Here is a 23,923-nt window from a genome sequence, read left to right as displayed (position 1 = left end):
AACTATCCTATATTTGCCTGCTTTTAATGCTAGCGTAACCTATGGTTTAATGGTAAATATAATAGGGTGAAAAATCACGACATTTTTTGGCTCATAGTCTATTAAATAACCTTTATTAGTAATAACAACTCAGCATACTTTTAACTTAAAATAATTAGGTATATACGATGAAAAAACAACCAGCACAGTGGTTACTCAGTGTAGCGTCAGTGGGCGTCGCTGGTCTTATCCTCACTCAAAGCTACAGTACCGCAGTGGCTGATAGCAATACAGCAGGCTTTAAAGCCACCCCTGAGCAACAGGTTACTACCCGCCAAGTAGCCGCTTTGCTGGATCGCAGCCATTATCTCAATCAGCCGCTCGATAGCGCCATGGGTAGCGAGATTTTGTCTATGTATATTGACAGTCTCGATCCAAACCATACCTTGTTTTTGCAATCTGATGTCGATGAATTTAAGAAAAAATATGCCGACGAATTTGCCGCGCGCCTAAAACGTGGCGACCTATCGGCTGGAGTGGCGATTTTTGAGCGTTACCGTCAGCGCTCTAATGAATATTTTACCCTATCAAAACAATTGCTGAAAACCAAGATAGATTTGACCAGTAAAGATAGCATCGTCCTTGACCGCGAAAAGCTCAGTCATTTTAAAACCAAAAAAGAACAGCGCGACTATTGGACGCGCCAGCTGAAATTTCAGTTGATGAGCATTACCTTAGGTCAAGAAGATGAGAAGGCGAAAGAGAAAGTCTTTTTAAGCAATCCTGATATCACGCGCGGTCAAGACTTGCTGCGTAATGATGAGCGTACACCAAGTGAGATTTTGCTCAACCGCTTATCGCGTCAGCAAGAGCAGCTTGCGCGTCTAAAAGATGATGAAATCATGGAAACCATCTTAAATACGGCAATGCTCACTTATGACCCGCACAGTAATTATTATGCGCCAATCCAAGCCAATGAGCTACAAATTCAATCGAGTCTGCAATTAGAAGGCATCGGGGTTTCGATTCGTCCTGACCGTAAAAACCCAGATTATACCCGCATTGTCACTTTGGTAGATGGTGGTCCAGCAGCGAAATCTGGGCAGATTAAGCCCAATGATTTGATTATTGGTATTGCCAAAGACGGCGAAACCATGATTGATGTGGTTGGTTGGTCAACACGTGAAATCGTCGGTCTGATTCGCGGTAAACGTGGCACCTCGGTGACCATTAAGGTGCGTCAACCAAATACGCCCGATACCAGCGCCCGTAATGTGACGGTAGTACGCGATATTATTCAGCAAGAAGAGTCGGGCGTAAAACAGCGCGTCGTTGAAGTACAGCGTCCCAATATCGATAAAACGCCAAAACGTATCGGTGTGCTTGAGATACCAAGTTTTTATCTCAACTATCGCGCGCGCCGCAATGGTGAAGAGTACCGTAGTGTCAGTGACGATACCGAAAAAGCCCTTAAAGCGCTGAATAAAGAAAATATCGAAGGTCTAGTGGTTGATTTACGTAATAACCCAGGCGGCTCGCTCGATGAAGTTGCGAAAATGCTCGGCTTCTTTATTAAAAGCGGCCCATTGGTGCAAATTCGCGACAATCGCGGCAATATTCAAGTCTACCGCGATGACGATGGCGGCGAGCAGCTTTATGACGGCAAAGTGGTCGTGCTGACCAATTTGGCCTCTGCCTCTGCCAGTGAAATCTTTGCTGCCGCGATTCAGGATTACGGTCGCGGGCTGGTGGTCGGTAGTACCACGACTGGTAAAGGTTCGGCGCAAATCCAGCTAGACAGCTTGGCTTTGGGTACAGCGACGCTCACGCAGCGTAAGTTCTACCGCGTCACTGGCGGTAGTACGCAAAATAAAGGCGTGGTCCCTGATATTGAATTGGTCAATATCTACGATGATGCGACCTTTGGCGAGCGCGCGCAGAAAAAAGCCTTACCATGGGATACCATTAAAACTGCCCCTTATAAGCCTGAAGGTAAATTCTCTGCCAATACTTTAGCAACGTTAAATCAGCAATCAAAAATCCGTCAGCAGCAAAACCCGCACTTTGTGTATCTATCGACGCTAAATGATATTCGTAATATGGAAGATGAGAAAAAACCGATTCCTCTTGATATCAATAGCCGCCGCGCCAAAATGCAGTTGATAGAAAAACGCTCATTGGAAGCGGAAAATAAACGTCTGATTGCAACGGGCGAGCGTCCTTATGCCAATTGGAATACTTACCAAGCCGCTATGGACGCAAAGTTTGAAGAGCGCAGTCAGATGAAAGAAAGTGAGCGTCCTGAGCTACCTGAGGATGAAGCCTTCATTAAGGAAGCGGCTTATATCATGCTTAGCGCTGATCCAAAGATGCAGGCTAGCCCAGAAGAGAAGCTATAAAAAAGCAACTCTTGAACAGTCATTATCGGCAACGTCAATGCGTGTAAGCATATGCTTACACGCATTGACGTTTAGACCTCTTACTAACCTCATGCCAATCTGCGATTATAACTGTACGGCACGATTGAACGAAAAGGTTCATAGATACTAGGGATTGGTATCGCAAAGGTCGCATCAGGGATAGGTGGTTTGCTGATTAGGGAAGATAAGGCTGGATGCCTGTACGTTATAAGATGCTCCGGGATTAAGTATCTGATAACATTAACATGGATGGTTGGTGATAAAAGCCGCATAATGCTTGTCGTTATGCGGCTTTGTTACGTCTGTAATCTCTAAAACTTATCCAAAAAAAGGTCAGTAGATTGCTCTACTGACCTTTTTAGCTAGACGACGCTATTATTATCAATAACTATTCATTAATAATTAACTATTCGTCTAAGCATCTTATCGTCTGAAAATTTTACGCCAAACTCAAGAAGAGATTAGTGCTCAACGCCACCAGCGCCATGGATATGGCCGTGGTTTAGTTCGTCTTCAGTCGCCGCGCGTACTTCTTGAATTTCTACATCAAAGGTCAAACGCTTACCAGCTAACGGATGGTTTGCATCAACCGTCACTTCTTTATCGTTGACGTCAGTGACAGTTACTAGCATCACTTGACCGCCAGCTTCTGACTGAAACTGCATACCAGGCTGGATATCATCAACGCCTTGGAAGTTTTCGCGTGGTACATGTTGTACCGCTTGTTCTTGGTATTCACCGTAACCATCAGCAGGCTCTACAACAGCATTGACTCTTTCGCCAGCAGATTTGCCTTCTAGTTGTTGCTCAAGACCTGGGATGATGTTGCTATGGCCATGTAAATACGCAAGCGGTTGACCTTCTGGAGACTGGTCAAGGATATTGCCTTCGTCGTCTTTTAGCGTGTAGTTAAACTTGACGGCAGTGTCTTTTGCGATAGTAGTCATAAATTATCCTAAATATGTCGTTATTGAAATTTAAATACGGTTGCAATAAACCTAAAAAAGCCAATCAGCCAGCCAAATAGCCACGTCATTAGTTAATTATCATCAGTTTATTAGGGTAACTTTAGCAGTTAGCATCTTTAATTGCGATGCCTGCCATTGGTTTCAAGGTTAAAATCCGAAAAAATAGCAATTATTGGGCGAATTAATGTAAATAAATATGATTTTTCAGTTTTGGTGGTTGGTAAAGGTAAGAGGCTAAAGTTTGCCAGTTGCGTTTTTACAGGATGGCTCATACCATAGTCATAAACATAAGGATAATAACGATTATGAATTTATCTTCTCAAGCCTCACCGATTAATAATTCGAATCAGCAGAGTGCAGATATCTCTTATCAATTTGACTTTGCCCGGTTTTTAGAGCATTTGGTCGATGTCGCGCTGACCTTTACCGCTGATACCGACGCGCCAAGTCTATGGTTGCCAGCATGGATTCCGGGTAGCTATTTAATGCGTGAATTTGCCCGTAATATCACTGCGGTACATTATGAAATTTTAGACAGTCAAGTCGTTTCTAACGATAAACAAATCAACACGTACCGCGCGCAAAAAACCGATAAAAATACATGGCAGTTGCCAGAGGCGCAGGCAGGGCAACGCATACGCGTCCATTATGAAGTGTATTGTTATGATTTATCGGTGCGTACTGCGTATATCGACCAGCAGCGTCTGTATGGTAACTTTACCTCGCTTGCATTAGCGATTGATGGGCAAGAGCAGAAAGCAGTAGAAGTTAATTTAATCGTGCCAGCTGCATTTTTAACTGATAAAGACGCTAGTCTTGTGCGCTTGGCGTGTGGACTTGAGGCAGTACAGTCGCAAATTGATAAGCTGCGAATATATACTCTACAAGCAGACAGCTATCATGAGCTGATCGATCATCCGTTTGAGTTTGCCGAACAAGATAACTTTGATTTTATCATTCAAGATGATAAGCATCAGACGCTTAGCCATCATTTTTATCTTTCAGGTAAGCATAGCGCTAACATGGGACGCTTGCAGCAAGATGTTACTCAAATCTGTCAAACTTATCTAGATTGGCTCGGCGATGCGCCCTTTAACGATTACACCTTTATGACCTTTGCCAGTGGGCAGGATTATGGCGGGCTTGAGCATATCAACTCGACCAGTTTGATTATCCCGCGTCGCGATTTGTCCAATGCTGATGAGCCAAAAGTACCAAGTAGCGACTATCAACGCTTTTTGGGCTTATGCAGTCACGAGTATTTTCATGCGTGGTGGGTCAAAACTGTCCGTCCAGATGTGATGCTAGAGGTGGATTTACGCCGCGAAGCTTTTACGCCGCTGCTTTGGGTGTTTGAAGGTTTTACCTCTTATATCGATGATTTTATGTTGCAGGCGTCAGGTGTCATTGATAAAGCAAGTTACCTTAAATTACTGGCTGAGCAAATCAATCGCTACTATCAAACACCGGGGCGCACGCATCAGAGTGTCGCCGAGTCGAGCTTTGATGCTTGGATTAAGCTGTATCGCAACGATGAAAATACCGGCAATGCAGGTATCAGTTATTACAACAAAGGCGCGTTGGTGGCGTTATGCTTGGATTTAACCCTGCTTACAAAAAGTGCTGGGCGTTATCGTTTGTTTGATGTGGTTAAAGAATTTTATAGCCAAGCAAAGCAAAAGGATAATAAACGTATTGGCATCAGTAGTGCCGATATGGGTGCAGTTATCGGGCAGTTTATGCCGTTAGCAGATTGGGAAGAGTTTGAGCGCCGTTATGTTAATGGCGTTGAGGAGCTTCCACTAGAGGCACTGCTCACAGCAAATGGTATTAAAATTTACCCTAATACCAAAGAGACGGCGGATAAACATGTGCCATGGGGCATGCGCTGTAGTGAGACGCCACTGGGTCTTAAGGTTAATCGCGTGACACGTGATAGTATCGCTGCTAAGGCTGGCATTTCAGCCCATGATGTCGTCGTCGCAATCGATGGTATCAAAGCAGACACTAAGCAATTAGCAACGCTTAGTAAGGCCACGCGCGCTGTGGAATGCCATTTATTTCGCCGTGATGAGCTGATGACGGTGAAAGTATTATCTAAATCTGATTTCGCTGATAAAGGCGAGTATGACGATAATGAAAAAGCATTTCCACATAGCGTCAGCTTACGTCTAGCAAGGGCGAGTACAGATTGTGAAGACGATGGGGACTCTGTCGGGTACGCCAATACTGAAAATACATGGCTAAATGCGCTAGCACGCCATCAAAGTGAATAGATAAATAATAAAGCATGAAGACATTAAAAACCCTTGCTAAGCTGCGTACTTAGCAAGGGTTTATATTTTTAATATTCGGAGTGCTATAAATAATAGTTAAAAGTTTATAGCTGTTTAACTCGTAGACTTATTTGTCTATTTGATCGCTTCTTTATTATTTTCTTCATCATTGATAACAGCTTTATCGGAGTCTGTAATCGCTGTGTCAGGGGCTTTATTTGCCGCAATCCAGTTTTGTATCAACTCAATCTCAGGCTGCTGAGCATCGATAATGTCTTGTGCCAATTTGCGCATTTCTTCATCGGTACCGTATTGGAGTTGCACTTTTGCCATGTCTACTGCGCCAATATGATGCGGCAGCATACCGCGCGCAAAGGCCATATCAGCGACAGGCTCAGCAATACCGAGCATCATATCGCTATGCATGGTATTCGTTCCCTTTACATACGCTTCTTGCATGGCTTCGGTATTGGGTTTTGGTTTGGGCGCATCAGGATGGCTTGCGAGCCATTTATTAAGAATATCAATCTCAAGCTGCTGCGAGTCGATGATGTCTTGTGCAAGTTTACGCATGGTTTCATCAGTGCCGTACTTTAGCTCGATTTTTGCCATATCTACCGCGCCGCGATGATGCCCGAGCATGCCTTTAGCAAAGGCGGTATCAGGATCGTTATAACCCATACCAACCATCATTTCATTATGCATACTGATCATTGACTTTGTATAGTCTTTCAGCATATCTGACATTTTTTCAGCGTTTACTGTAACATCATTGGCAGCGACGTCGTGCCCAGCGTGAGCATCCTCGGGAGCTGTTTCAGATGGTTCATTAGTGGCTTGAGTGGCCTCTTCTATTGGCATTACCTCATTATCCTCAGTTGCTGGCTGGCAGGCGATTAGCAGCAGGGTAGTAGCCACACTGGTAGCAAACAAAGCAAAATGACGAGAGGCAATCATGATATATCCTTACTATCAAAAAAACAGAAAACAGGCTCAACGAAGAATAAGACAGAAAGCAAGATAAATAATGGCCAAATTTAAACCGATATAAAACGCGAAAATACGGCAAGGTTGGCAAGTCAGCGCAGTTTTGCATCTTAACAAATAAACCTTACGCGTTCGAGACACGCCGTTTAAAAAGTCGTAATATTTAAATCAGAGCAAAATTGGCTCATATAAGCGGATAAGGTTTAATTTGCCACGCTAATCTAATCGACAATTCCTAACTGCCGACAGCGCTCACTATTTAGGTAAATACGCACAAACTCACCAACACCAAGCGAACCAAGCTCAAATCCTGCCACCGACCAACGAATCAGACGCAAGCAAGGCAGTCCAACATGGGCGGTCATGCGTCTTACTTGGCGATTTTTGCCCTCATAAATAGTTAGCATTAGCCATGACGTTGGCACGTTTTTACGCTCGCGAATGGGCGGATTACGTTGCCATAAGTCAATCGGCAAATCGCCTTCCTCGACCAGTCGTGCAACTGCTGGCAAGGTTTTGCCGTCTTTTAAATGTACTCCCGCCGCCAATTGCTCTAATTGAGCAGTGCTTACCAAACCTTCGACTTGTACCAAATAGGTCTTCCCTTGTTTTTTTTTATTTTGGGCAAAGTTCTTGGCTGACGGCGGCTGAGTAATGGCTTTATTTACTCGTCCGTCACTGGTCAAAATCAACAAGCCTTCTGAGGTTGCATCAAGTCGACCAGCAACGCGCAGCGATTTGTCAGTGAAGTACTGCGATAGAGTGGTGTGTTCATTATTGCTGTTATCACGAAATTGACTCTGTACGCCGTAAGGTTTGTTGAATAAAACTAAGCTAGAGGTCGACATAAAATGGCATTTCCTAAAAATAAATTGATAGCTACAACATGGTTAACAAATGGCGTGCACGGCAGTCTAAAATGTTTTTACGCAAAAGTAAAAAACGGATTGTGGTTAAAAGATAACCTTGTTAGCATTGTGGTATTTATAGTATTGATTGGTAAAACTGTCATATGCAAAAGAAAAATTATCAGTCATGCTTTTATGTTAGTACACTATTTAAGGTAAATGGTGATATTTTTATGTCATTAATCTGATAGAGATTATAACACTCAACATTTTTGCTTTACGCAACTTTGGTGCTTTAGTCATAGAAATAATGGCAAAAAATAGGATTTTTAAAATAACTCTCTAACATATTTTTAAACCTATTGGCTTAGGGGGATTTTACGTAAATGGTTGGTATTTAACTCGCTAGCATACTGCCATTTTAAAGCCAAAATGTTTTAGCTAGCATAACAGAACGCCAAGGAAACTGGCGCAACCAATATATAAGTATAAAAGGAGTTTGATCCCATGCCCTATGATAAAGTTATCGTCCCAAGAGACGGCGCAAAAATAACCGTCAACGCTGATCTGTCCCTAAATGTCCCTAATCATCCGATTATTCCCTTTATCGAAGGCGATGGCATTGGCGTCGATATCACGCCGGTGATGATTAAAGTCGTCGATGCCGCCGTAGCAAAAGCCTATCAAGGCAAAAAATCGATCGTTTGGATGGAAGTTTATTGCGGCGAAAAAGCTTCTAAGATTTACGACGGCGAATACATGCCGACCGAAACGCTAGAGATTTTGCGCGAGTATGTCATAAGCATTAAAGGGCCTCTGACCACGCCAGTTGGCGGCGGTATGCGCTCATTAAACGTCGCGTTACGGCAAGAGCTTGACCTGTACGTCTGTCAGCGTCCCGTACGCTGGTTTGAGGGTGTACCAAGTCCTGTGCATAGCCCAGAGCTGACCGATATGGTGATTTTCCGCGAAAACTCAGAAGATATTTATGCCGGTATCGAGTGGAAAGCGGGCAGTGATGACGCCAAAAAAGTTATTAAATTCCTAAAGGAAGAGATGGGCGTGACCAAAATCCGTTTCTCAGATGACTGCGGTATCGGCATCAAGCCTGTATCAAAAGAAGGCTCGCAGCGTTTGGTACGTAAAGCTATCCAGCATGCAATCGATAATGACTTACCGAGCGTCACTCTCGTGCACAAAGGTAATATCATGAAGTTTACCGAAGGCGCGTTTAAAGAATGGGGCTATGAGCTTGCCGCTGAACGTTTTGGTGCGGAGCTGCTCGATGGCGGGCCTTGGATGACGATGAAAAACCCAAAAACCGGTAATGACATTATCATTAAAGACGTCATCGCTGATGCTTTTTTGCAGCAAATCCTGATGCGCCCTGCTGAATATTCAGTTGTGGCAACCTTGAACTTAAACGGTGATTATATCTCTGATGCGCTCGCTGCTGAAGTTGGCGGTATCGGTATCGCGCCGGGTGCCAATAAAGGCGGCTCAATCGCTGTTTATGAAGCCACTCATGGCACAGCGCCTAAATATGCCGGTCAAGATAAGGTCAATCCAGGTTCGTTAATTTTATCGGCGGAGATGATGCTGCGTGATATGGGCTGGATAGAAGCGGCTGATCTTGTTATCGCAGGTATCAAAGGCGCGATTAAAAACAAAACCGTCACTTATGACTTTGAGCGTTTGATGCCAGATGCTATTTTGCTCAGTAGCTCGGAGTTTGGCAAAGCCATTATTAAACACATGGATGCGTAAGGGCTTTATAGCATGTGATTTTATAATTTATAGCGTAAACAATAAATCATCTATATTTTTATAGATGGTTTTTTTGTGCTTATGGTTTTTATACTGATTATTGAATAATAAGTTTAGCTGTCATTTTTACCACGATTTTTACCGCTACCATTCGCTGTCCATTTGACCACCGATAAGCTGGTTGAAGCCATTAAACCGAGCACTAAGTAGCCAATCAATGCCTGTAAACTTGCAAAAACCCGAGTCATGCCTTGTGGCCGAAAATCACCATAGCCTGTTGAAGTGAAAGTGACGACAGCATAGTAGCAGCACGCCCAAAAATCTTGCGAAATGGGATTACCATCGAGCGTGGTGTCGACGATGCCGACTTCGTAATAAAGTGCCGAAAAGGTAAGCAAAAATAAAAAGACATTAAGCGTTGTCATCGCAAGCTCTTTCCATAAATTGCCATCATCGCCATAGATGCGCTGCAAGGTGCTAAAAAGCGACCACATAAAAATCCCGCAAAATAAGAAGGCAAGGCCGATAGTAAATATATCGCGCCACCTATTGTCCGGTAAAAAATGCGTCAGTAAATACCATATACTGCCAGTGAGGATATAAATAAAAAGAGTTCCTCTGGCGGTTGTTATTTTTTCTAGTATCATAAGATTTCATCCATACGCTCAGTATTATGCTTATGCTTATGCTTAGTCTTAGGCCCAGTAAATGCTCAAAAATAATTTTAACATTGAGCGTCATCTAACCATAGCAGTAGGGCGCTTCATATAAAACATTGGTGTAGGTGTTTGCTTTGAACGTTTTAAGCAGCACAGAACCTATAAAAACGCCCCAATAGCCTAGGACTATTGGGGCGTTTGTTTTAAACTGACTTTAATAAAGCTTGTTCAGCCAGCTTTATCTTATTTGCAACCAAGCATTTATGACAATGAAGCAATAGCTTCGTTGAATAACGGACTTGGACGCATGGCTTTTTCAGCCAACGCTTCATCTGCTAAATAGTAGCCTTTTAGATCCATCGACTTACCTTGAACTTCATTCAGCTGCTCAACGATAGCGGCTTCATTGTCTTCAAGTTTTTGGGCCAGCGGCGCAAACTGTGCTTTTAGCTCGCTATTTTCATCTTGAGCAGCCAGTTCTTCTGCCCAGTATTTTGCCAGATAGAAATGACTACCACGGTTATCAAGCTCGCCAGTTTTACGTGATGGCGATTTGTCATTTAACAGTAGTGTTTCGGTGGCTCTATCAAGGGCGTCTGCCAATACTTTCGCTTTGGCATTATCATCATTTTTCGCCAAATGCTCTAAAGATTCGGTCAAGGCTAGGAACTCACCGAGAGAATCCCAACGTAGGTGGTTTTCTTCAAGCAGCTGCTGTACGTGCTTCGGTGCTGAACCGCCTGCACCTGTTTCGAACAAACCGCCGCCTTTCATTAGTGGCACAACTGATAGCATTTTCGCACTGGTGCCCAATTCTAAAATCGGGAACAAATCAGTCAGATAATCACGCAAAATATTACCAGTCGCAGAAATCGTATCTAAACCACGGGCAACGCGCTCTAGGGTATAACGCATGGCGCGAACTTGTGACATGATTTCGATGTGCAGACCGTTGGTGTCATGATCTTTTAGGTAGGTTTTAACCTTTTTAATCAGCTCGTTTTCGTGTGGACGGTATGGGTCGAGCCAGAAAATAACTGGCGTATCTGATTCGCGCGCACGGCGTACTGCAAGCTTAACCCAGTCTTGGATAGGGTCATCTTTGGTCTGACACATGCGCCAGATGTCGCCTTTTTCAACACGCTGTTCAAGTAAGACTTCGCCTGAGTCGATATCGACGATACGTGCGATACCGTTATCACTAGATTCAAAGGTTTTGTCGTGTGAGCCGTATTCTTCTGCTTTTTGTGCCATCAAACCAACGTTTGGCACCGTACCCATGGTGGTTGGGTCAAAGTTACCATGCCACTTACAGAAGTTAATCATCTCTTGGTAAATACGCGCAAAGGTCGATTCAGGCATGACCGCTTTACAGTCATATAATTTACCATCAGCGCCCCACATTTTACCGCCGTTACGAATCATCGCGGGCATTGACGCATCGACAATCACGTCACTTGGAGAATGGAAGTTGGTGATACCTTTTGAAGAATCAACCATCGCTAGACGCGGACGATGTACTTGGCAGGCATGGAGATCGCGCTCAATCTCTTCACGTAAGCTGGCTGGCAATTCGGTGATTTTTTCGTACAAGCTTGCCATACCGTTATTGACGTTGATACCTAGCTCATCAAATAACGCGCCATGTTTTTGGAAGGCGTCTTTATAATAAATGCGCACCGCGTGACCGAAGACAATAGGATGTGACACCTTCATCATCGTGGCTTTTACGTGTAATGAGAATAAAATACCGGCTTCGCGGCAATCTTCCATTTCACGCTCATAGAACTCAAGCAGCGCTTTTTTGCTCATAAACATCAAGTCGATGACTTCTTTATCAAGTAAGGCAATCTTTGGTTTTAATACCTTGGTCGTACCGTCTTCGAGCAACAGCTCCATACGCACGGTACGCGCTTTATCCAAGGTCATCGACTGCTCGCCGTCATAAAAGTCGCCGCTGTGCATGTGCGAAACGTGTGTCTGTGACCACTGTTTCCATTCGCCCATCGAGTGCGGATGTTTACGCGCGTAGTTTTTGACTGCTTTTGGCGCACGGCGGTCTGAGTTACCTTCACGTAATACAGGGTTGACCGAGCTGCCTAAGCTTTTGCCATAACGGCGACGGATTTCTTCTTCCTCTGCGTTTTTTGGCTCGTCTGGAAAGTCAGGAATCGCGTAGCCTTTAGCTTGTAGCTCTTTGATAGCCGCTTTTAGCTGCTGTACAGAAGCACTGATATTTGGTAGTTTAATGATATTGGCGTTTGGATCTTGAGTCAATTTGCCAAGCGCTTCTAAGTTATTTGGAACGCGCTGCTCTTCGGTTAAGTATTCTGGAAATTCAGCCAACACACGCGCCGCGACCGAGATATCACTGGTTTCAACATCGACGCCTGCTGTCTGGGCAAATGCTTTTACAATCGGCAAAAATGATAAGGTGGCAAGCGCTGGGGCTTCGTCAGTTTTTGTATAAATAATTTTTGACATGTTAGTAGATTATTCCTTGTTGTCATTAATGAGGTTAATAAGGCTGCGGTATCATTTAATAGCTTTATACAGCCCTTATACCATAATGGTCTACGGGGTTGGTTCGAGGTTCAGTCGAGGTCCAAATACATCAGTCGTCTTTTAGTGCCATTCTTGAGCGAGTATGACGGCGAGAAAAGTTTCGTCGCCAGCCATTTGCGTTTATTCGTCTTTATAAAGCAGGCGCTCGATCAAGCACTAGCTTTATTAAAGAGTGATTATAAAACATTATAAAAGGTCACACTCAAAAGACCGTTGCTAAAAATTTATGCAAACCAGCGACTCAATACTCATGATTTACAATGATCTGAGCGCGAATGGCTGACGCTATATTATAGTTGATCCACTATAAATCTGATATGATGTCAATGTTGTATATTGAACTAAGTATACTATTTTCGCTCATACCCTATGTATCTGAATTATATTAAGCTAATAATAGCCTTATTCTACCAGTCCTCGCCTTCAATATCATCTTTTGCGTGTAATTAGCGCGCTTTTAGTGCCTTTTTTCACTTTGTAAGCTTGTTTGTGAAATGATGAGCTTATCAATGTTGAAATAGTCTACATACTTCAAAGTATCTATTTTTAAATTAGCTTTTTTAGAGTATCTGTTTTTAACATACTAACGCTAGCAACATTCAATCCTACGTCCTATCAATAAAAGACTTAGTAATCTATCCGTATGGCATTTTTATGCGCCTTTGTTTATAAACCTTCTTCATAAAAGTATTTTAGTGCCAGATAATTTTTACTTTTTTGCAAATTGTGACAGCAAACGCGCTGGTATTTGCTAGGCTAAACGATAGAAATAAATGAGCTTAAGAAAAAATTCTAAAAATAGCGTGGTGATGATGAATTTACAATATGCGTTACTCAGTGATAATAGCTGGCAGGATATGGCGCGTTGGCAAACGCCAGATACGCCTTTTATGACATTTGAGTTTTGGCAAGCACTTAGTGATACAGGCGCAATTGGTGAGCAAGCAGGTTGGTTGCCGATTTATGTCTTAATCCATCGGCCAAATGAGACAGATGGCGTTATTGATAATAATGCGAATGATGATAAAAGTAATGCTGCGCAGCCAATGCTGCTTTCTTCAGAACCAATAGGGCAGCCTGTTGCGGTTATGCCGGTTTTTATTAAAGGGCATCATCAAGGCGAGTTCGTTTTTGACCATGCGTGGGCACAAGCTTATGCGCAGTATGGTCTTGATTATTATCCGCGTTTGGTGACTAGCGCGCCTTATACACCCGTGACTGGCCAACGTCTGTGGCTAGCAGCAGGTGAGGCGCTAAACGCAGATATTTTAAAAACAGCTATCGCAGGCGTTGATGATATCGCGCAGCAAGTAGAGGCCTCTAGCTGGCATGGTTTGTTTGTGACGTCTAAGATGGCGGCTATTGCTAACGCGTCAATGCCGACTGATACCGATATAGAAATGGCGCTTAATAATCAAAAAAATAGTGGTACAGTAGAACCGATTGAGCTACCGATACTTGAGCGGCAGGGCTGCCAGTTTTTATGGCAAAATAAAAATGTCAGTCAAAACAATAAACAATTTGCCGACTTCGAGGCATTTTTGGCAACCTTTAGAGCCAAAAAACGCAAAACCGTGCGTGCTGAGCGGCGTAAAGTTGCCGAGCAAGGCATCATTTGCCAGCGTAAATGCGGGGTTGCTATCACTGCAGAGGATTGGCAGACGTTTTATCATTGTTATGTGATGACCTACGCGGTACGTGGGCAGCAGCCTTATTTAACGCTAGATTTTTTTAAAAGACTGGCTGCTAGCATGCCTAAGCATTTGATGCTGGCACAAGCACTTGATGCCAATGGTGAAATTATCGCTAGCAGTTTGTTTTTTTATGATAAACCCAATAGCCAAAACGCCACGCTTTATGGTCGTTATTGGGGCGCGCTTGCTGAGTATGATAGCCTACACTTTGAGCTGTGTTATTATCAAGGTATCGAGTTTGCGATTGAGCAAGGTTTGACGTATTTTGACCCCGGCACCCAAGGTGAGCACAAATTAGTCCGAGGTTTTGTTCCGACCAAAACTCACTCGTTGCACCGTATTTACGATGGGCGTTTTGTCCCAGCGATTAGTAATTTTTGCCTAAAAGACCGCATGCATGTGGCGCAATATCGCAAGCAAGCCTTTGCAGCATTGCCCTTTAATATTGATAATATGCCGACGTTTGATAGTACTGATTAATCCTCGATCATTTTTTTGCTAATCTTTGCCCAATGACTTCCTACCTAATACTTTTCTATCAGCTGTAAACTATGACTCCTCATTTTTCTCATTCTGCTCCATCATCCGCTCCCACTGAGCTAGTCAATTTTCTCAATACCGAAGGGTCGCTGACGGCCATGCTCGAAGTAAAAGCAGGGCAGCCGTTACGCGTCGAGCGCAGTTTTGAAGGCTATCGGTTATTATCCTTAGCACAAAAAAAGCAATTGGGTTTGCAAGGCGCGGCGTTAAACCGTCCGTTATTGGCGTGGGTACGCGAGTCGCAGCTATATGGCGATAATGAGCAGCCATGGGTACAAGCCCAAAGCGTTTTCCCGCTAGTAAGTTTGAAGGGGCGCGCTCGCCGTTTACAGCAGCTAAAAAGTACGCCGATTGGCTATGTGTTGTTTAAGCGCCGCCGTACTTTACCCAATCAACGTTCTATCGAAAAGACGGCAGACGGCTGGCAACGGCAGACGCTATATGATTGGTATGGACGTAAAATCCTGATTAGTGAGACTTTTTTAGCAGCGTTTTTGTCCAAGAGTGATTAAATAATTACAATAAAGACTGATATACAAAATCAGTAAGTCATTTATTTTATTGCGCATTTATTTGCTTGATAATCTCATTATGGCGTCATTTAAATCCTTCAGCTTTCCGTGAGGTTTTTTTGCGCTCACAGTACAAATTTTCATGTTACACTTAATCTTTAGCGATGATATCGATGCCTTTATCTTTCGATTTTATTGCCAATCTGGACAAGTTAATAACAGGTTAATTGCCTTTACTTGCCCATTTTCACCTCCTTTTATTACTCGCCTCTTTTCAATGAGCACCACCATTAACGATAGCCACTACCTAGGACATCACTATGTTTAAAGATATTTCTATCAAAGAGTTTGATCCAGTACTTGCTGAAGCCATGGCCGCTGAAAGCGTTCGTCAAGAAAACCACATCGAGCTTATCGCTTCAGAAAACTACTGCTCACAAGCAGTGATGGAAGCACAAGGCACTGACCTGACCAATAAATACGCTGAAGGCTATCCTGGTAAGCGCTATTATGGTGGTTGTGAGCACGTCGATGTGGTTGAGCAATTGGCCATTGATCGTGCAAAAGAGTTGTTTGGTGCTGAGTACGTCAACGTCCAGCCACACTCTGGTAGCCAAGCGAACTCTGCTGTTTTCTTAGCATTATTAGACGCCAATGACACCGTGCTTGGCATGAGCTTAGACGCTGGTGGTCACTTGACGCACGGTGCGCACATTAACTTCTCAGGTCTAAACTACAACGCCGTACAGTATGGTTTGGTTGAAGAAACTGGTCTGATCGATTATGACGAAGTTGAGCGTTTGGCAAAAGAGCACAAGCCTAAGATGATTATTGCTGGTTTCTCAGCCTATTCGCAAGTGGTCGATTGGCAGCGTTTCCGTGATATCGCTGATGAAGTTGGCGCGTACCTTTTAGTAGATATGGCTCACGTAGCTGGTTTGGTCGCGGGCGGTGTTTACCCAAACCCAGTACCATTTGCCGATGTGGTCACGACTACCACGCACAAAACCTTGCGTGGCCCACGTTCAGGTATGATTTTAGCACGTGATGAAGAATTGGCGAAAAAGCTAAATTCTGCCGTATTCCCTGGTAACCAAGGTGGCCCGCTCATGCACGTTATTGCGGCAAAAGCGGTTTGCTTTAAAGAAGCCTTAGAAGAAAACTTCAAAACCTATCAGCAGCAAGTGGTCAAAAACGCCAAAGCAATGGCAAAAGTGATTCAAGACCGCGGCTATGAAATCATCTCTGGCGGTACCGAAAATCACTTGATGCTGATCAGCCTAGTTAAGCAAGAAATGACGGGTAAAGAAGCCGATAAATGGCTTGGTGATGCGCACATTACCGTGAATAAAAACGCCGTACCAAACGATCCAAAATCGCCATTTGTTACCTCAGGTATCCGTATCGGTACGCCAGCGATTACTACGCGCGGCTTTAACGAAGCACAAGCGGGCGAATTGGCGGGTTGGATTTGTGACGTGCTAGATAGCCGCGGTGATGAAAAAGTTGCTGCTGAAGTACGCAGCAAAGTAGAAGCGATCTGTAAAGAGCTTCCTGTTTATGCTAAAAATCAGTAATTTCTGATTAATAATTGGTTTTATAAGTAGATATAAAAAACCTCTTAGAACTTGAACTGACCCCCATAAGTTGGACACAACTTTTGGGGGTCAGTTAACTTTTGCTAGGCGATTTTTTATTAATAAGACAATAATATAGAAGGCTAAAACGGCAACTTGGTAAATATCTGCAAGATAGTTGCGTTAACGATATCGACAAAGAAGGCACCAACCATTGGTACAATCAAAAAAGCTTTCGGTGATGGCAAGTAGCGATCAGTCACTGCCTGCATATTGGCAATCGCCGTCGGCGTGGCGCCCATACCAAAACCTGAGTGTCCAGCTGCCAAAACGGCGGCATCATAGTCTTTACCCATGATTCTAAAGGTAACAAAATAAGCATAACCAATCATGACTAAAGTCTGCACGACCAAGATAATCAATACAGGGCCTGCCAAATCTGTTAACTCCCATAGTTTTAGCGATAGCAGCGCCATGGCTAAAAATAGACTTAATGACGCATTACCAATCACGTCGATAGCACGGTCGAACATATCAAAATTAAACACCATGGTTAAGGCATTACGAATGATAACGCCGCCTGCTAATGCCCAAACGAAGGTGGGCAGCTCAAACGCAGTATCTGCTGCAACCAGCGTCATGATATCTGCAAACGCCAGCGCCCCTGCAAACAAAGCCAATGACTCAATCGTTGAAGAGGCGGTAATCAGACGGATATTGTCAGGTTTTTCAAACATCTCTTCATGGCGATGATCGCCATCTTCGCTGTGCTTGGTACTATATAACGACTGCTTGCCAGCAAGCTTTTCGACGTCGCTTTGATTGGGATTAACAGGGGTCGGTTTAAGACCCATTTTATTGATCAATCGGCGTGCAACAGGACCACCAACCAGACCACCTGCAACCAAACCATAGGTAGCAACAGCAATACCAAGAGTGGTGGCACCAACGACATTGTATTGTTCTTCTAACACAACGCCCCACGCGCCTGCGGTACCATGGCCGCCTGTTAGAGCGATAGAGCCAGTCACCAAGCCGAGCAGCGGATCAAGACCTAGTACGCTGGCCATCGCTACCCCAACCACGTCTTGTAAAATAATAAAGACCGAGACGACGATAGTGAAAATTAATAAAGGTGTACCACCTGCTTTCAGCCGTCCAAAATCGGCGCTAAGTCCGATAGAGGCAAAGAACATCAGCATGGTTGCTGTTTGTAGGCCTTGGTGGAAGTTAAAGCTATAACCCCAAATCAAATTAAGGGCATAAACAATTACAGCAGCAATCAAGCCACCAGCCACGGGTTCTGGGATATTAAAGTCTTCCAAAAACTTAATTTTCTTCACCAAAAAGCGCCCTAATAGCAGCACCAAGGTGGCAAAAATTAGGGTGTAATATCCGTTTAATGTTACTTCCATAAGTTCATCCTTTCTCTAAATATGAATTCACCTAAATTCGAGATAAAGCCAGTTTTATCTCGAATTTAGGTTCTGCTCGTTTTGCTATTCGTAGGTATCGTCTGACGTCTCAATAATCCATAATTGGGGTTTGCCAAAATCTTTATAAGCGTCTTCGATCAGGCGCTTAAAGACATTAAAGTCCTCGCTGTTGATTTTTTCTACCGCATTTAAGTAAAGCGTTAAATCAGTGATATCACTATCGGTCAAACAGTCCCAAGCGCTGTCCCAATTATGGGCGAAATAGCTGGGAAAATTGGCAGCTGTCGCTAAACTATTTAGCAGCGTTTCTTTATTCAAAACATCGTCAATGGGAATGTTAATCGCATGCTTAGGAATGCGATGAATAAGCGCTTCGTTTTTTTGGGCAATGGAGTTTTGGTTAACGTCATTTTTTTTAATATAATAAATCGCTTGGCTCATATCATCTCACCTGCAATGGTCGAAAGCTGTCGTAATGGTCGACGGTCAAATAATAGACGGTTGGCGGATGGCCGCCGGTGACAATACGCCGTGCGCCGCGATGCGAAACGCCGGGCGTCGGCACGGTATATTCGCGATAATAGCCTTGCGACTGGGCAGGCAGTTTGCCTTCGCGATTATAAAAGGGGGTGCCATCTTTATCAGGGTAAGGAAATGGGCCGCCTTGCTGAATCAGCGCCAGTGTTTGGTCAATTTGCGCGTCACCCGTGATAGCTGCTGTGGCTGCTGTATCACGGCTAGAGGTCTTAGGTGCTGTCTGCGTTATAGACGTTGCTGGCGTGCTGTCTGCAAAAAAACTAGACGTCAAATCACCAAAGAAAAAAACCGCCACGGCAATAAGGGCGATAAAACTTAGTAGAGTAGATAAGCCAGTTTTTTTATGTGGCTTGCTTTGGTTATTTTTTGACTGGTTTTTTCGATGATAACTAGCGTTATTTTTATGCGTATTTTTTGCATGATGATTGATTGCATTTGCTAGCGGCGTTTTTGCGTCTGCCGTTTCTAAAATACTTAATTCGTTAGCGGTGATTTCGGTTGCGCGTAATTGGTTTTTATCATTACGCTGACTATTAAAATAGACACGTTGACCCTCGCTTATCGGCCGCGATAAGCGCACGCTGCTGATATGAAAGAAGACATCTTCACCTTGATTGTCTACTTCGATAAAGCCATAGCCTTTGTCAGCATTCCAGTGTTTAATTTTGCCACTTTGCATGGGCCCGGCTTCCTATAGCGTGGTTCTATTCAGCAAAATAATTTTTATATGCCATATATAGCATATTTATCAATAATAAAAAAACGCCAGCAATTAAGCTGACGTTATTTAAGATTATACTCGAATTAGGCAATAAATTATAGTGCAGCAATGATGCCCTAGGCGCGTGTTTCGCCGTGACCGTAAACAATCCATTTTTGCGAGGTTAAACCCTCAAGCCCAACCGGTCCTCGGGCATGAATTTTATCGGTTGAGATACCGATTTCTGCCCCAAGTCCGTACTCAAAGCCATCGGCAAAACGGCTCGAGGCGTTAATCATCACGCTTGCCGAATCGACTTCGCGGATAAAGCGCTGCGACTTGGTATAGTTGTCGGTAATGATGACGTCGGTATGGTGGCTGCCGTGAGTATTGATATGTTCAATCGCCTCGTCGATACCCGCTACCACCTTGACTGCCAAGATAGGCGCAAGATATTCGGTGTCCCAGTCCTCGCTGGTGGCTGCCGATAAATGACCTTGCAGGGTAGCATTGTCATTTAAAATCGCCTGTGACTTCTCATCGAGGCGCAGTTGCATGGCGTCATCGGCTGTTACGATGGCTTCAGCAATCTTTGGCAATAACTCATCGGCGACATTTTTATCGACCAACAGCGTCTCCATGGTATTACAAGTACCGTAGCGGTGAGTTTTGGCATTGACGCTGACTTTAATCGCCGTGTCTGCATCGGCATCGCTATCGATAAAGGTATGACAATTACCATCTAAATGCTTAATCACAGGGACGCGGGCATCGCGGCTGATACGTTCAATCAAACCTTTACCGCCGCGTGGTACGATCACATCGACATAGTCCGTCATGGTAATCAGCTCGCCAACAGCAGCGCGGTCAGTGGTTTCTAACACTTGTACGCTATGCTCAGAGAGACCGACCTTTTTTAAACCCTGTAAAATGCATTTGGCAATCGCTTGATTGGATTCAAAGGCTTCAGAACCACCGCGCAAGATAATAGCGTTACCAGACTTTAGCGCCAGCGAAGCCGCTTCCAAGGTAACGTTGGGACGCGACTCATAAATCATCCCGACTACCCCGAGTGGTACACGCATTTTGCCCAAATGAATACCTGATGGACGATACGTCATGTCGGTGACTTCACCGATAGGGTCAGGCAATGCCGCCACGTCTTTTAAACCCTGCAGCATACCATCGAAGCGCGCATCGTTTAGCTCTAGGCGATCAAGTAAGGCCGCGTCCAAGTCGTTTTTTTGCCCGTTATCCATATCGATTTTATTGGCCGCTAAAATATCAGTTTTGGCGCTTTTTAACGCATCATAGATTGCCATCAGCGCCGAATTCTTATCGCCAGTATTGGCCGCAGCTAACGCTCGTGATGCCGCGCGCGCTTGCTTACCGACCGTCTGCATATAGGCGGTTACATCTGTGGTATTCGATTGCGTCATAAATTAACGTCCTTTTATCATTAATAATCTAAAAAATATCGTTTAGCGCTCTAATGGCGCTCTGCTATTTAACATAGAGGAGATGAGGACGATAGTAAAGTCGATTTTGTGAACAACGACCGTTTAGCAAGCACTGCGGAGTTTTCTTATGTTGTATTTTAAGGTTTTAACTTTTTATAGCGTCTATAAGCAATGGGAGATAAAAAAGTATGCTGTCTGTTACGTATTTTTAACAGAACTGCGCTGCAACTGCTAAGGTAGTCGTGGTCAATCGTAAGTATAGTGGGTGCTAAGACGGTCAATTCACACGCTATCTCATACGTTATCAATGAGAGATATAGCAATTGGCTGATGCAATAAAGTGATGAATTTTATAAAGATTAATAAACTAAAGACTCATTATGGAGAAAAAAATGGCTATTAAAAATAAAGCCTATAAAAACTGGCTCACAGTAGGCTTGGTAGCAGCAGCATTAAGCGTCAGCGCCTGCGGCAAAAAAGAAGAAGCGCCAATGGATGTTGAACCAACTGCGGACGCGCAGACGCCAGTAGAAAATAACGCTACTGGCGTGGCAACGGCAAACAGCACGGATGATGTCGCGGTTGCAAGTGCCGATGCTAATGACGGGATGGCCGTTAGCGAGAATGATGATGTCGCGGTAGCAACTGCTGATGATGTAGAAGTCCTTGATGGAACTGAAAGCGAAGAGCACATTTCGACTTACTAGTTGAGCTTGTTAAATGCCGCTTGCAAGCGTCGACTGACTATTTAGCAGATAAAACAGCGCTAGCGGCGTTAAGATGATAAAATAAGGCCCATAACTGACTATGCGTTATGGGCCTTATTTTGTCGTTGATTCCTTTTAAAAAGAATACCGCGCTACTTAGCTAGAGTTATCTAAGCTGAGCGCCGTTTTGAGTATTTTTTTATCGGCAATAAATTATTCTGTCAAACTCTAATGATTTTTAATGACCTTTACTAACTGAGGGGCAGAGTTTGCCTTTTTATTGCATTATAGGCGACAATGGCGCATTTTTTTATTCATGTTTTCACTCATATTTATTGGAAGTCTGCTAAACCATGCTTGATACTGCAAAGAATCCGACTCGGCCCATCGCCTTAGATTTACAAGACGTCCATAAAAGCTACGGCTCGTTGGCGGTGCTAAAAGGGGTGTCTCTAACTGCTTATGATGGCGACGTTATCTCTATTTTAGGCTCGTCTGGCTCCGGTAAGTCAACCTTGCTGCGCTGTATTAACTTGCTCGAAAAACCCAATCAGGGGCGTATCATCATCGGCAATGATGAGCTGATGCTAAAGCCTGCCAAATCAGGCGAATTACAAGCGGCAGATATCAAGCAATTAGAGAGCTTACGCGCGCGCGTGGGCTTTGTGTTTCAAAACTTTAACTTGTGGCCACACAAAACCATTTTGCAAAATATCATCGAAGGACCAACGCAGGTCTTAAAAATTAAAAAAGACCAAGCGATTAGCGATGCAGAGAAACTGCTCGATAAAGTGGGTTTACTCGATAAAAAAGACGCTTATCCTGCGAATTTATCGGGCGGTCAGCGTCAGCGTGTGGCGATAGCACGCGCCCTTGCCATGCAACCTCAGGTGCTATTGTTCGATGAGCCAACCTCGGCCCTTGACCCCGAACTGGTCAATGAAGTACTTGCGGTCATGCGTGAGCTTGCCGAAGAGGGGCGTACCATGCTGATTGTTACCCACGAGATGCGCTTTGCCCGTGAGGTATCAAGCAAAGTGGTGTTCCTGCATCAAGGTATCATCGAAGAAATTGGTACACCTGAACAAGTTTTCGACCATCCAAAGTCTGAGCGCGTTAAAGACTTTATGGCATCGCATCGTCAAAACTAGAAGCGAATGTTTGACAGGTGTTTGGTTGAATGTCAAAAAACCTAAAACGCTTACAATGCAAAAGTTGCCCTCAGTAATTTTCTTGGCCTAAATTTTCTTAGTCTTTTTATTACCGAATAATCACAGTTGGTATGCAAAACGTTTGTTTTTGATATTTGAGTCAGGTATTATCAAAGGGTTTATAGGCAGTCGCAACTGGCGTCTGCCTATGTCTTTATGTTCATTGACTTGCTTATCTGGCAGGGACGTCAGAGAACAAAATATCAGAACCCTATATCAAAAACCTCATCAGAATTTAAGGAATGTATGATGTCGAATTCTCGCCTATTGTGGTCATCGATGACCGTCACCGCCGCGCTTATGCTTGGCGCTTGTAGTCAGTCTGCTAATGACGCCACTGATAGCAGCGCTGATGCCTCTGCTACAGAAACGGCGGGCAAGACCATTCGCATCGCCACTGAGGGCGCATACCCTCCCTTTAACTATACCAATGCCGATGGCAGCTTGGCAGGGTTCGATATCGACGTCGCCAATGCCTTATGTGCGCAAATGCAAGCCAAATGTGAAATCGTTGCTCAAGATTGGGACGGTATTATTCCAGGTCTATTGGCGCAAAAATACGACGCCGTCATCGCTGGTATGTCAATCACTGAAGAGCGTCAAGAAAAGGTTGATTTCAGCGAGCCGTATTTCGCCAATACCATGGTTTGGCTTACCGATACCAAAGGCGGCTTTGACCCCAAATCCATTAAAAACCTAACCCTTGGTGGCCAGCGTTCAACGACACCTGGCGCGTATTTACAAGATAATTATGAAGGTAAAGACGGCAACACCGTCAAGCTTTATGATAATTATGACAATGCCTACTTAGACCTAAAATCTGGTCGTAGCGATGCGGTACTTGCTGAAAAAGTCTCTGCCAAATCATGGTTAGCGGACAATCCAGAAGGTTTTGGTATCGTGGGTGATGAGATTGATAACGACGATAATATTGCCATTGCTGTCCGTAAAGGTGACTCAATCAAAGACGACTTTAATAAAGCGCTGAGTGAAATCCGTAGCAACGGTGAACTTGCCCGTCTTGAGCAAGAAAACTTCGGTCAGTAATTTGCTTGATGCGCTTTGCGAGAAGTCTTTAAT

The 23,923-nt window shown here is 44.0% G+C and carries 19 protein-coding genes; 9 read left to right on the top strand and 10 right to left on the bottom strand.

What is annotated here, in order from left to right; genetic code table 11:
- The first annotated feature begins 167 nt into the window (after positions 1-167).
- Positions 168-2,378, top strand: a complete 2,211-nt coding sequence (locus B3R91_RS12580) for a carboxy terminal-processing peptidase (RefSeq protein ID WP_286797936.1) — start codon at positions 168-170, stop codon at positions 2,376-2,378.
- Positions 2,379-2,860: 482 nt separating this feature from the next.
- Here the strand turns inward: B3R91_RS12580 and B3R91_RS12575 are convergent, their stop codons facing one another.
- Both B3R91_RS12575 and B3R91_RS12570 read right to left on the bottom strand, forming a co-directional pair.
- The gene (locus tag B3R91_RS12575; protein ID WP_068407618.1) at positions 2,861-3,346 is read right to left on the bottom strand and encodes an FKBP-type peptidyl-prolyl cis-trans isomerase; all 486 of its coding nucleotides are present in this window, start codon (positions 3,344-3,346) and stop codon (positions 2,861-2,863) included.
- Between the two features lie 137 nt (positions 3,347-3,483).
- Positions 3,484-3,639, bottom strand: a complete 156-nt coding sequence (locus tag B3R91_RS12570; protein ID WP_201590376.1) for a hypothetical protein — start codon at positions 3,637-3,639, stop codon at positions 3,484-3,486.
- Between the two features lie 33 nt (positions 3,640-3,672).
- On the opposite strand from B3R91_RS12570, the gene B3R91_RS12565 reads away from it, so the two are divergent.
- A complete protein-coding gene (locus B3R91_RS12565) occupies positions 3,673-5,643 on the top strand; it encodes a M61 family metallopeptidase (RefSeq protein WP_286797934.1) in 1,971 nt (656 codons plus the stop codon).
- 135 nt (positions 5,644-5,778) lie between these two features.
- Here the strand turns inward: B3R91_RS12565 and copM are convergent, their stop codons facing one another.
- Complete coding sequence (copM, locus tag B3R91_RS12560) at positions 5,779-6,600, bottom strand: CopM family metallochaperone (protein ID WP_286797932.1); 822 nt, start codon at positions 6,598-6,600, stop codon at positions 5,779-5,781.
- 251 nt (positions 6,601-6,851) lie between these two features.
- On the bottom strand, positions 6,852-7,478 hold the full coding sequence (locus B3R91_RS12555; protein ID WP_286797931.1) for a pseudouridine synthase: 627 nt from the start codon (positions 7,476-7,478) through the stop codon (positions 6,852-6,854).
- A 507-nt stretch (positions 7,479-7,985) separates the two neighbouring features.
- On the opposite strand from B3R91_RS12555, the gene icd reads away from it, so the two are divergent.
- Positions 7,986-9,245, top strand: coding sequence for an NADP-dependent isocitrate dehydrogenase (gene icd / locus B3R91_RS12550; protein WP_068407608.1), 1,260 nt, complete (start codon positions 7,986-7,988; stop codon positions 9,243-9,245).
- Positions 9,246-9,358: 113 nt separating this feature from the next.
- Here the strand turns inward: icd and B3R91_RS12545 are convergent, their stop codons facing one another.
- The gene (locus tag B3R91_RS12545; protein ID WP_286797930.1) at positions 9,359-9,739 is read right to left on the bottom strand and encodes a potassium channel family protein; all 381 of its coding nucleotides are present in this window, start codon (positions 9,737-9,739) and stop codon (positions 9,359-9,361) included.
- Positions 9,740-10,165: 426 nt separating this feature from the next.
- Complete coding sequence (locus B3R91_RS12540; protein WP_286797929.1) at positions 10,166-12,388, bottom strand: NADP-dependent isocitrate dehydrogenase; 2,223 nt, start codon at positions 12,386-12,388, stop codon at positions 10,166-10,168.
- An 893-nt stretch (positions 12,389-13,281) separates the two neighbouring features.
- On the opposite strand from B3R91_RS12540, the gene B3R91_RS12535 reads away from it, so the two are divergent.
- The 3 genes from B3R91_RS12535 (at position 13,282) to glyA (ending at position 16,792) form a co-directional block, all read left to right on the top strand.
- The gene (locus B3R91_RS12535) at positions 13,282-14,643 is read left to right on the top strand and encodes a GNAT family N-acetyltransferase (protein ID WP_286797974.1); all 1,362 of its coding nucleotides are present in this window, start codon (positions 13,282-13,284) and stop codon (positions 14,641-14,643) included.
- Between the two features lie 71 nt (positions 14,644-14,714).
- The gene (locus tag B3R91_RS12530; RefSeq protein WP_286797928.1) at positions 14,715-15,215 is read left to right on the top strand and encodes a chorismate--pyruvate lyase family protein; all 501 of its coding nucleotides are present in this window, start codon (positions 14,715-14,717) and stop codon (positions 15,213-15,215) included.
- A 320-nt stretch (positions 15,216-15,535) separates the two neighbouring features.
- Positions 15,536-16,792: a serine hydroxymethyltransferase gene (gene glyA / locus B3R91_RS12525; RefSeq protein WP_286797927.1), complete on the top strand. Its 1,257-nt coding sequence runs from the start codon at positions 15,536-15,538 to the stop codon at positions 16,790-16,792.
- Positions 16,793-16,935: 143 nt separating this feature from the next.
- On the opposite strand, the gene gltS is transcribed toward glyA, so the two are convergent.
- The 4 genes from gltS to B3R91_RS12505 form a co-directional block, all read right to left on the bottom strand.
- Positions 16,936-18,207, bottom strand: a complete 1,272-nt coding sequence (gene gltS / locus B3R91_RS12520) for a sodium/glutamate symporter (protein WP_068406019.1) — start codon at positions 18,205-18,207, stop codon at positions 16,936-16,938.
- An 84-nt stretch (positions 18,208-18,291) separates the two neighbouring features.
- Positions 18,292-18,669, bottom strand: a complete 378-nt coding sequence (locus B3R91_RS12515; protein WP_286797926.1) for a barstar family protein — start codon at positions 18,667-18,669, stop codon at positions 18,292-18,294.
- A 1-nt stretch (position 18,670) separates the two neighbouring features.
- A complete protein-coding gene (locus B3R91_RS12510) occupies positions 18,671-19,444 on the bottom strand; it encodes a ribonuclease domain-containing protein (RefSeq protein ID WP_286797925.1) in 774 nt (257 codons plus the stop codon).
- Between the two features lie 158 nt (positions 19,445-19,602).
- Positions 19,603-20,904 carry a glutamate-5-semialdehyde dehydrogenase gene (locus tag B3R91_RS12505; protein ID WP_286797923.1) on the bottom strand — a complete coding sequence of 434 codons (1,302 nt, stop codon included), beginning with the start codon at positions 20,902-20,904 and terminating at the stop codon, positions 19,603-19,605.
- A 413-nt stretch (positions 20,905-21,317) separates the two neighbouring features.
- Between B3R91_RS12505 and B3R91_RS12500 the strand changes: the two genes are divergently transcribed.
- The 3 genes from B3R91_RS12500 to B3R91_RS12490 all read left to right on the top strand — a co-directional run bounded on the left by B3R91_RS12500 (position 21,318) and on the right by B3R91_RS12490 (position 23,890).
- Positions 21,318-21,632 carry a hypothetical protein gene (locus B3R91_RS12500; RefSeq protein ID WP_286797922.1) on the top strand — a complete coding sequence of 105 codons (315 nt, stop codon included), beginning with the start codon at positions 21,318-21,320 and terminating at the stop codon, positions 21,630-21,632.
- A gap of 353 nt (positions 21,633-21,985) precedes the next feature.
- Positions 21,986-22,783 (top strand): ABC transporter ATP-binding protein, encoded by a 798-nt coding sequence (locus B3R91_RS12495; protein ID WP_068406004.1) that lies wholly within the window; start codon positions 21,986-21,988, stop codon positions 22,781-22,783.
- Positions 22,784-23,089: 306 nt separating this feature from the next.
- Positions 23,090-23,890 carry a transporter substrate-binding domain-containing protein gene (locus tag B3R91_RS12490; protein ID WP_180952506.1) on the top strand — a complete coding sequence of 267 codons (801 nt, stop codon included), beginning with the start codon at positions 23,090-23,092 and terminating at the stop codon, positions 23,888-23,890.
- Positions 23,891-23,923: the final 33 nt, after the last annotated feature.

It is taken from the genome of Psychrobacter sp. UBA6291, from assembly GCF_002439405.1.
Classification (GTDB): domain Bacteria; phylum Pseudomonadota; class Gammaproteobacteria; order Pseudomonadales; family Moraxellaceae; genus Psychrobacter; species Psychrobacter faecalis.
Note: the sequence above shows the minus strand (reverse complement) of the source record. Positions and strands in the feature narration are given on the sequence as shown.

What these genes read in the sequence shown, in the direction of transcription:
- B3R91_RS12580 (WP_286797936.1), top strand. Translation starts at nt 168, where the DNA reads ATGAAAAAACAACCAGCACAGTGGTTACTCAGTGTAGCGTCAGTGGGC.
- B3R91_RS12575 (WP_068407618.1), bottom strand. Translation starts at nt 3,346, where the DNA reads ATGACTACTATCGCAAAAGACACTGCCGTCAAGTTTAACTACACGCTA.
- B3R91_RS12570 (WP_201590376.1), bottom strand. Translation starts at nt 3,639, where the DNA reads ATGAGCCATCCTGTAAAAACGCAACTGGCAAACTTTAGCCTCTTACCT.
- B3R91_RS12565 (WP_286797934.1), top strand. Translation starts at nt 3,673, where the DNA reads ATGAATTTATCTTCTCAAGCCTCACCGATTAATAATTCGAATCAGCAG.
- copM (WP_286797932.1), bottom strand. Translation starts at nt 6,600, where the DNA reads ATGATTGCCTCTCGTCATTTTGCTTTGTTTGCTACCAGTGTGGCTACT.
- B3R91_RS12555 (WP_286797931.1), bottom strand. Translation starts at nt 7,478, where the DNA reads ATGTCGACCTCTAGCTTAGTTTTATTCAACAAACCTTACGGCGTACAG.
- icd (WP_068407608.1), top strand. Translation starts at nt 7,986, where the DNA reads ATGCCCTATGATAAAGTTATCGTCCCAAGAGACGGCGCAAAAATAACC.
- B3R91_RS12545 (WP_286797930.1), bottom strand. Translation starts at nt 9,739, where the DNA reads ATGTGGTCGCTTTTTAGCACCTTGCAGCGCATCTATGGCGATGATGGC.
- B3R91_RS12540 (WP_286797929.1), bottom strand. Translation starts at nt 12,388, where the DNA reads ATGTCAAAAATTATTTATACAAAAACTGACGAAGCCCCAGCGCTTGCC.
- B3R91_RS12535 (WP_286797974.1), top strand. Translation starts at nt 13,282, where the DNA reads ATGAATTTACAATATGCGTTACTCAGTGATAATAGCTGGCAGGATATG.
- B3R91_RS12530 (WP_286797928.1), top strand. Translation starts at nt 14,715, where the DNA reads ATGACTCCTCATTTTTCTCATTCTGCTCCATCATCCGCTCCCACTGAG.
- glyA (WP_286797927.1), top strand. Translation starts at nt 15,536, where the DNA reads ATGTTTAAAGATATTTCTATCAAAGAGTTTGATCCAGTACTTGCTGAA.
- gltS (WP_068406019.1), bottom strand. Translation starts at nt 18,207, where the DNA reads ATGGAAGTAACATTAAACGGATATTACACCCTAATTTTTGCCACCTTG.
- B3R91_RS12515 (WP_286797926.1), bottom strand. Translation starts at nt 18,669, where the DNA reads ATGAGCCAAGCGATTTATTATATTAAAAAAAATGACGTTAACCAAAAC.
- B3R91_RS12510 (WP_286797925.1), bottom strand. Translation starts at nt 19,444, where the DNA reads ATGCAAAGTGGCAAAATTAAACACTGGAATGCTGACAAAGGCTATGGC.
- B3R91_RS12505 (WP_286797923.1), bottom strand. Translation starts at nt 20,904, where the DNA reads ATGACGCAATCGAATACCACAGATGTAACCGCCTATATGCAGACGGTC.
- B3R91_RS12500 (WP_286797922.1), top strand. Translation starts at nt 21,318, where the DNA reads ATGGCTATTAAAAATAAAGCCTATAAAAACTGGCTCACAGTAGGCTTG.
- B3R91_RS12495 (WP_068406004.1), top strand. Translation starts at nt 21,986, where the DNA reads ATGCTTGATACTGCAAAGAATCCGACTCGGCCCATCGCCTTAGATTTA.
- B3R91_RS12490 (WP_180952506.1), top strand. Translation starts at nt 23,090, where the DNA reads ATGATGTCGAATTCTCGCCTATTGTGGTCATCGATGACCGTCACCGCC.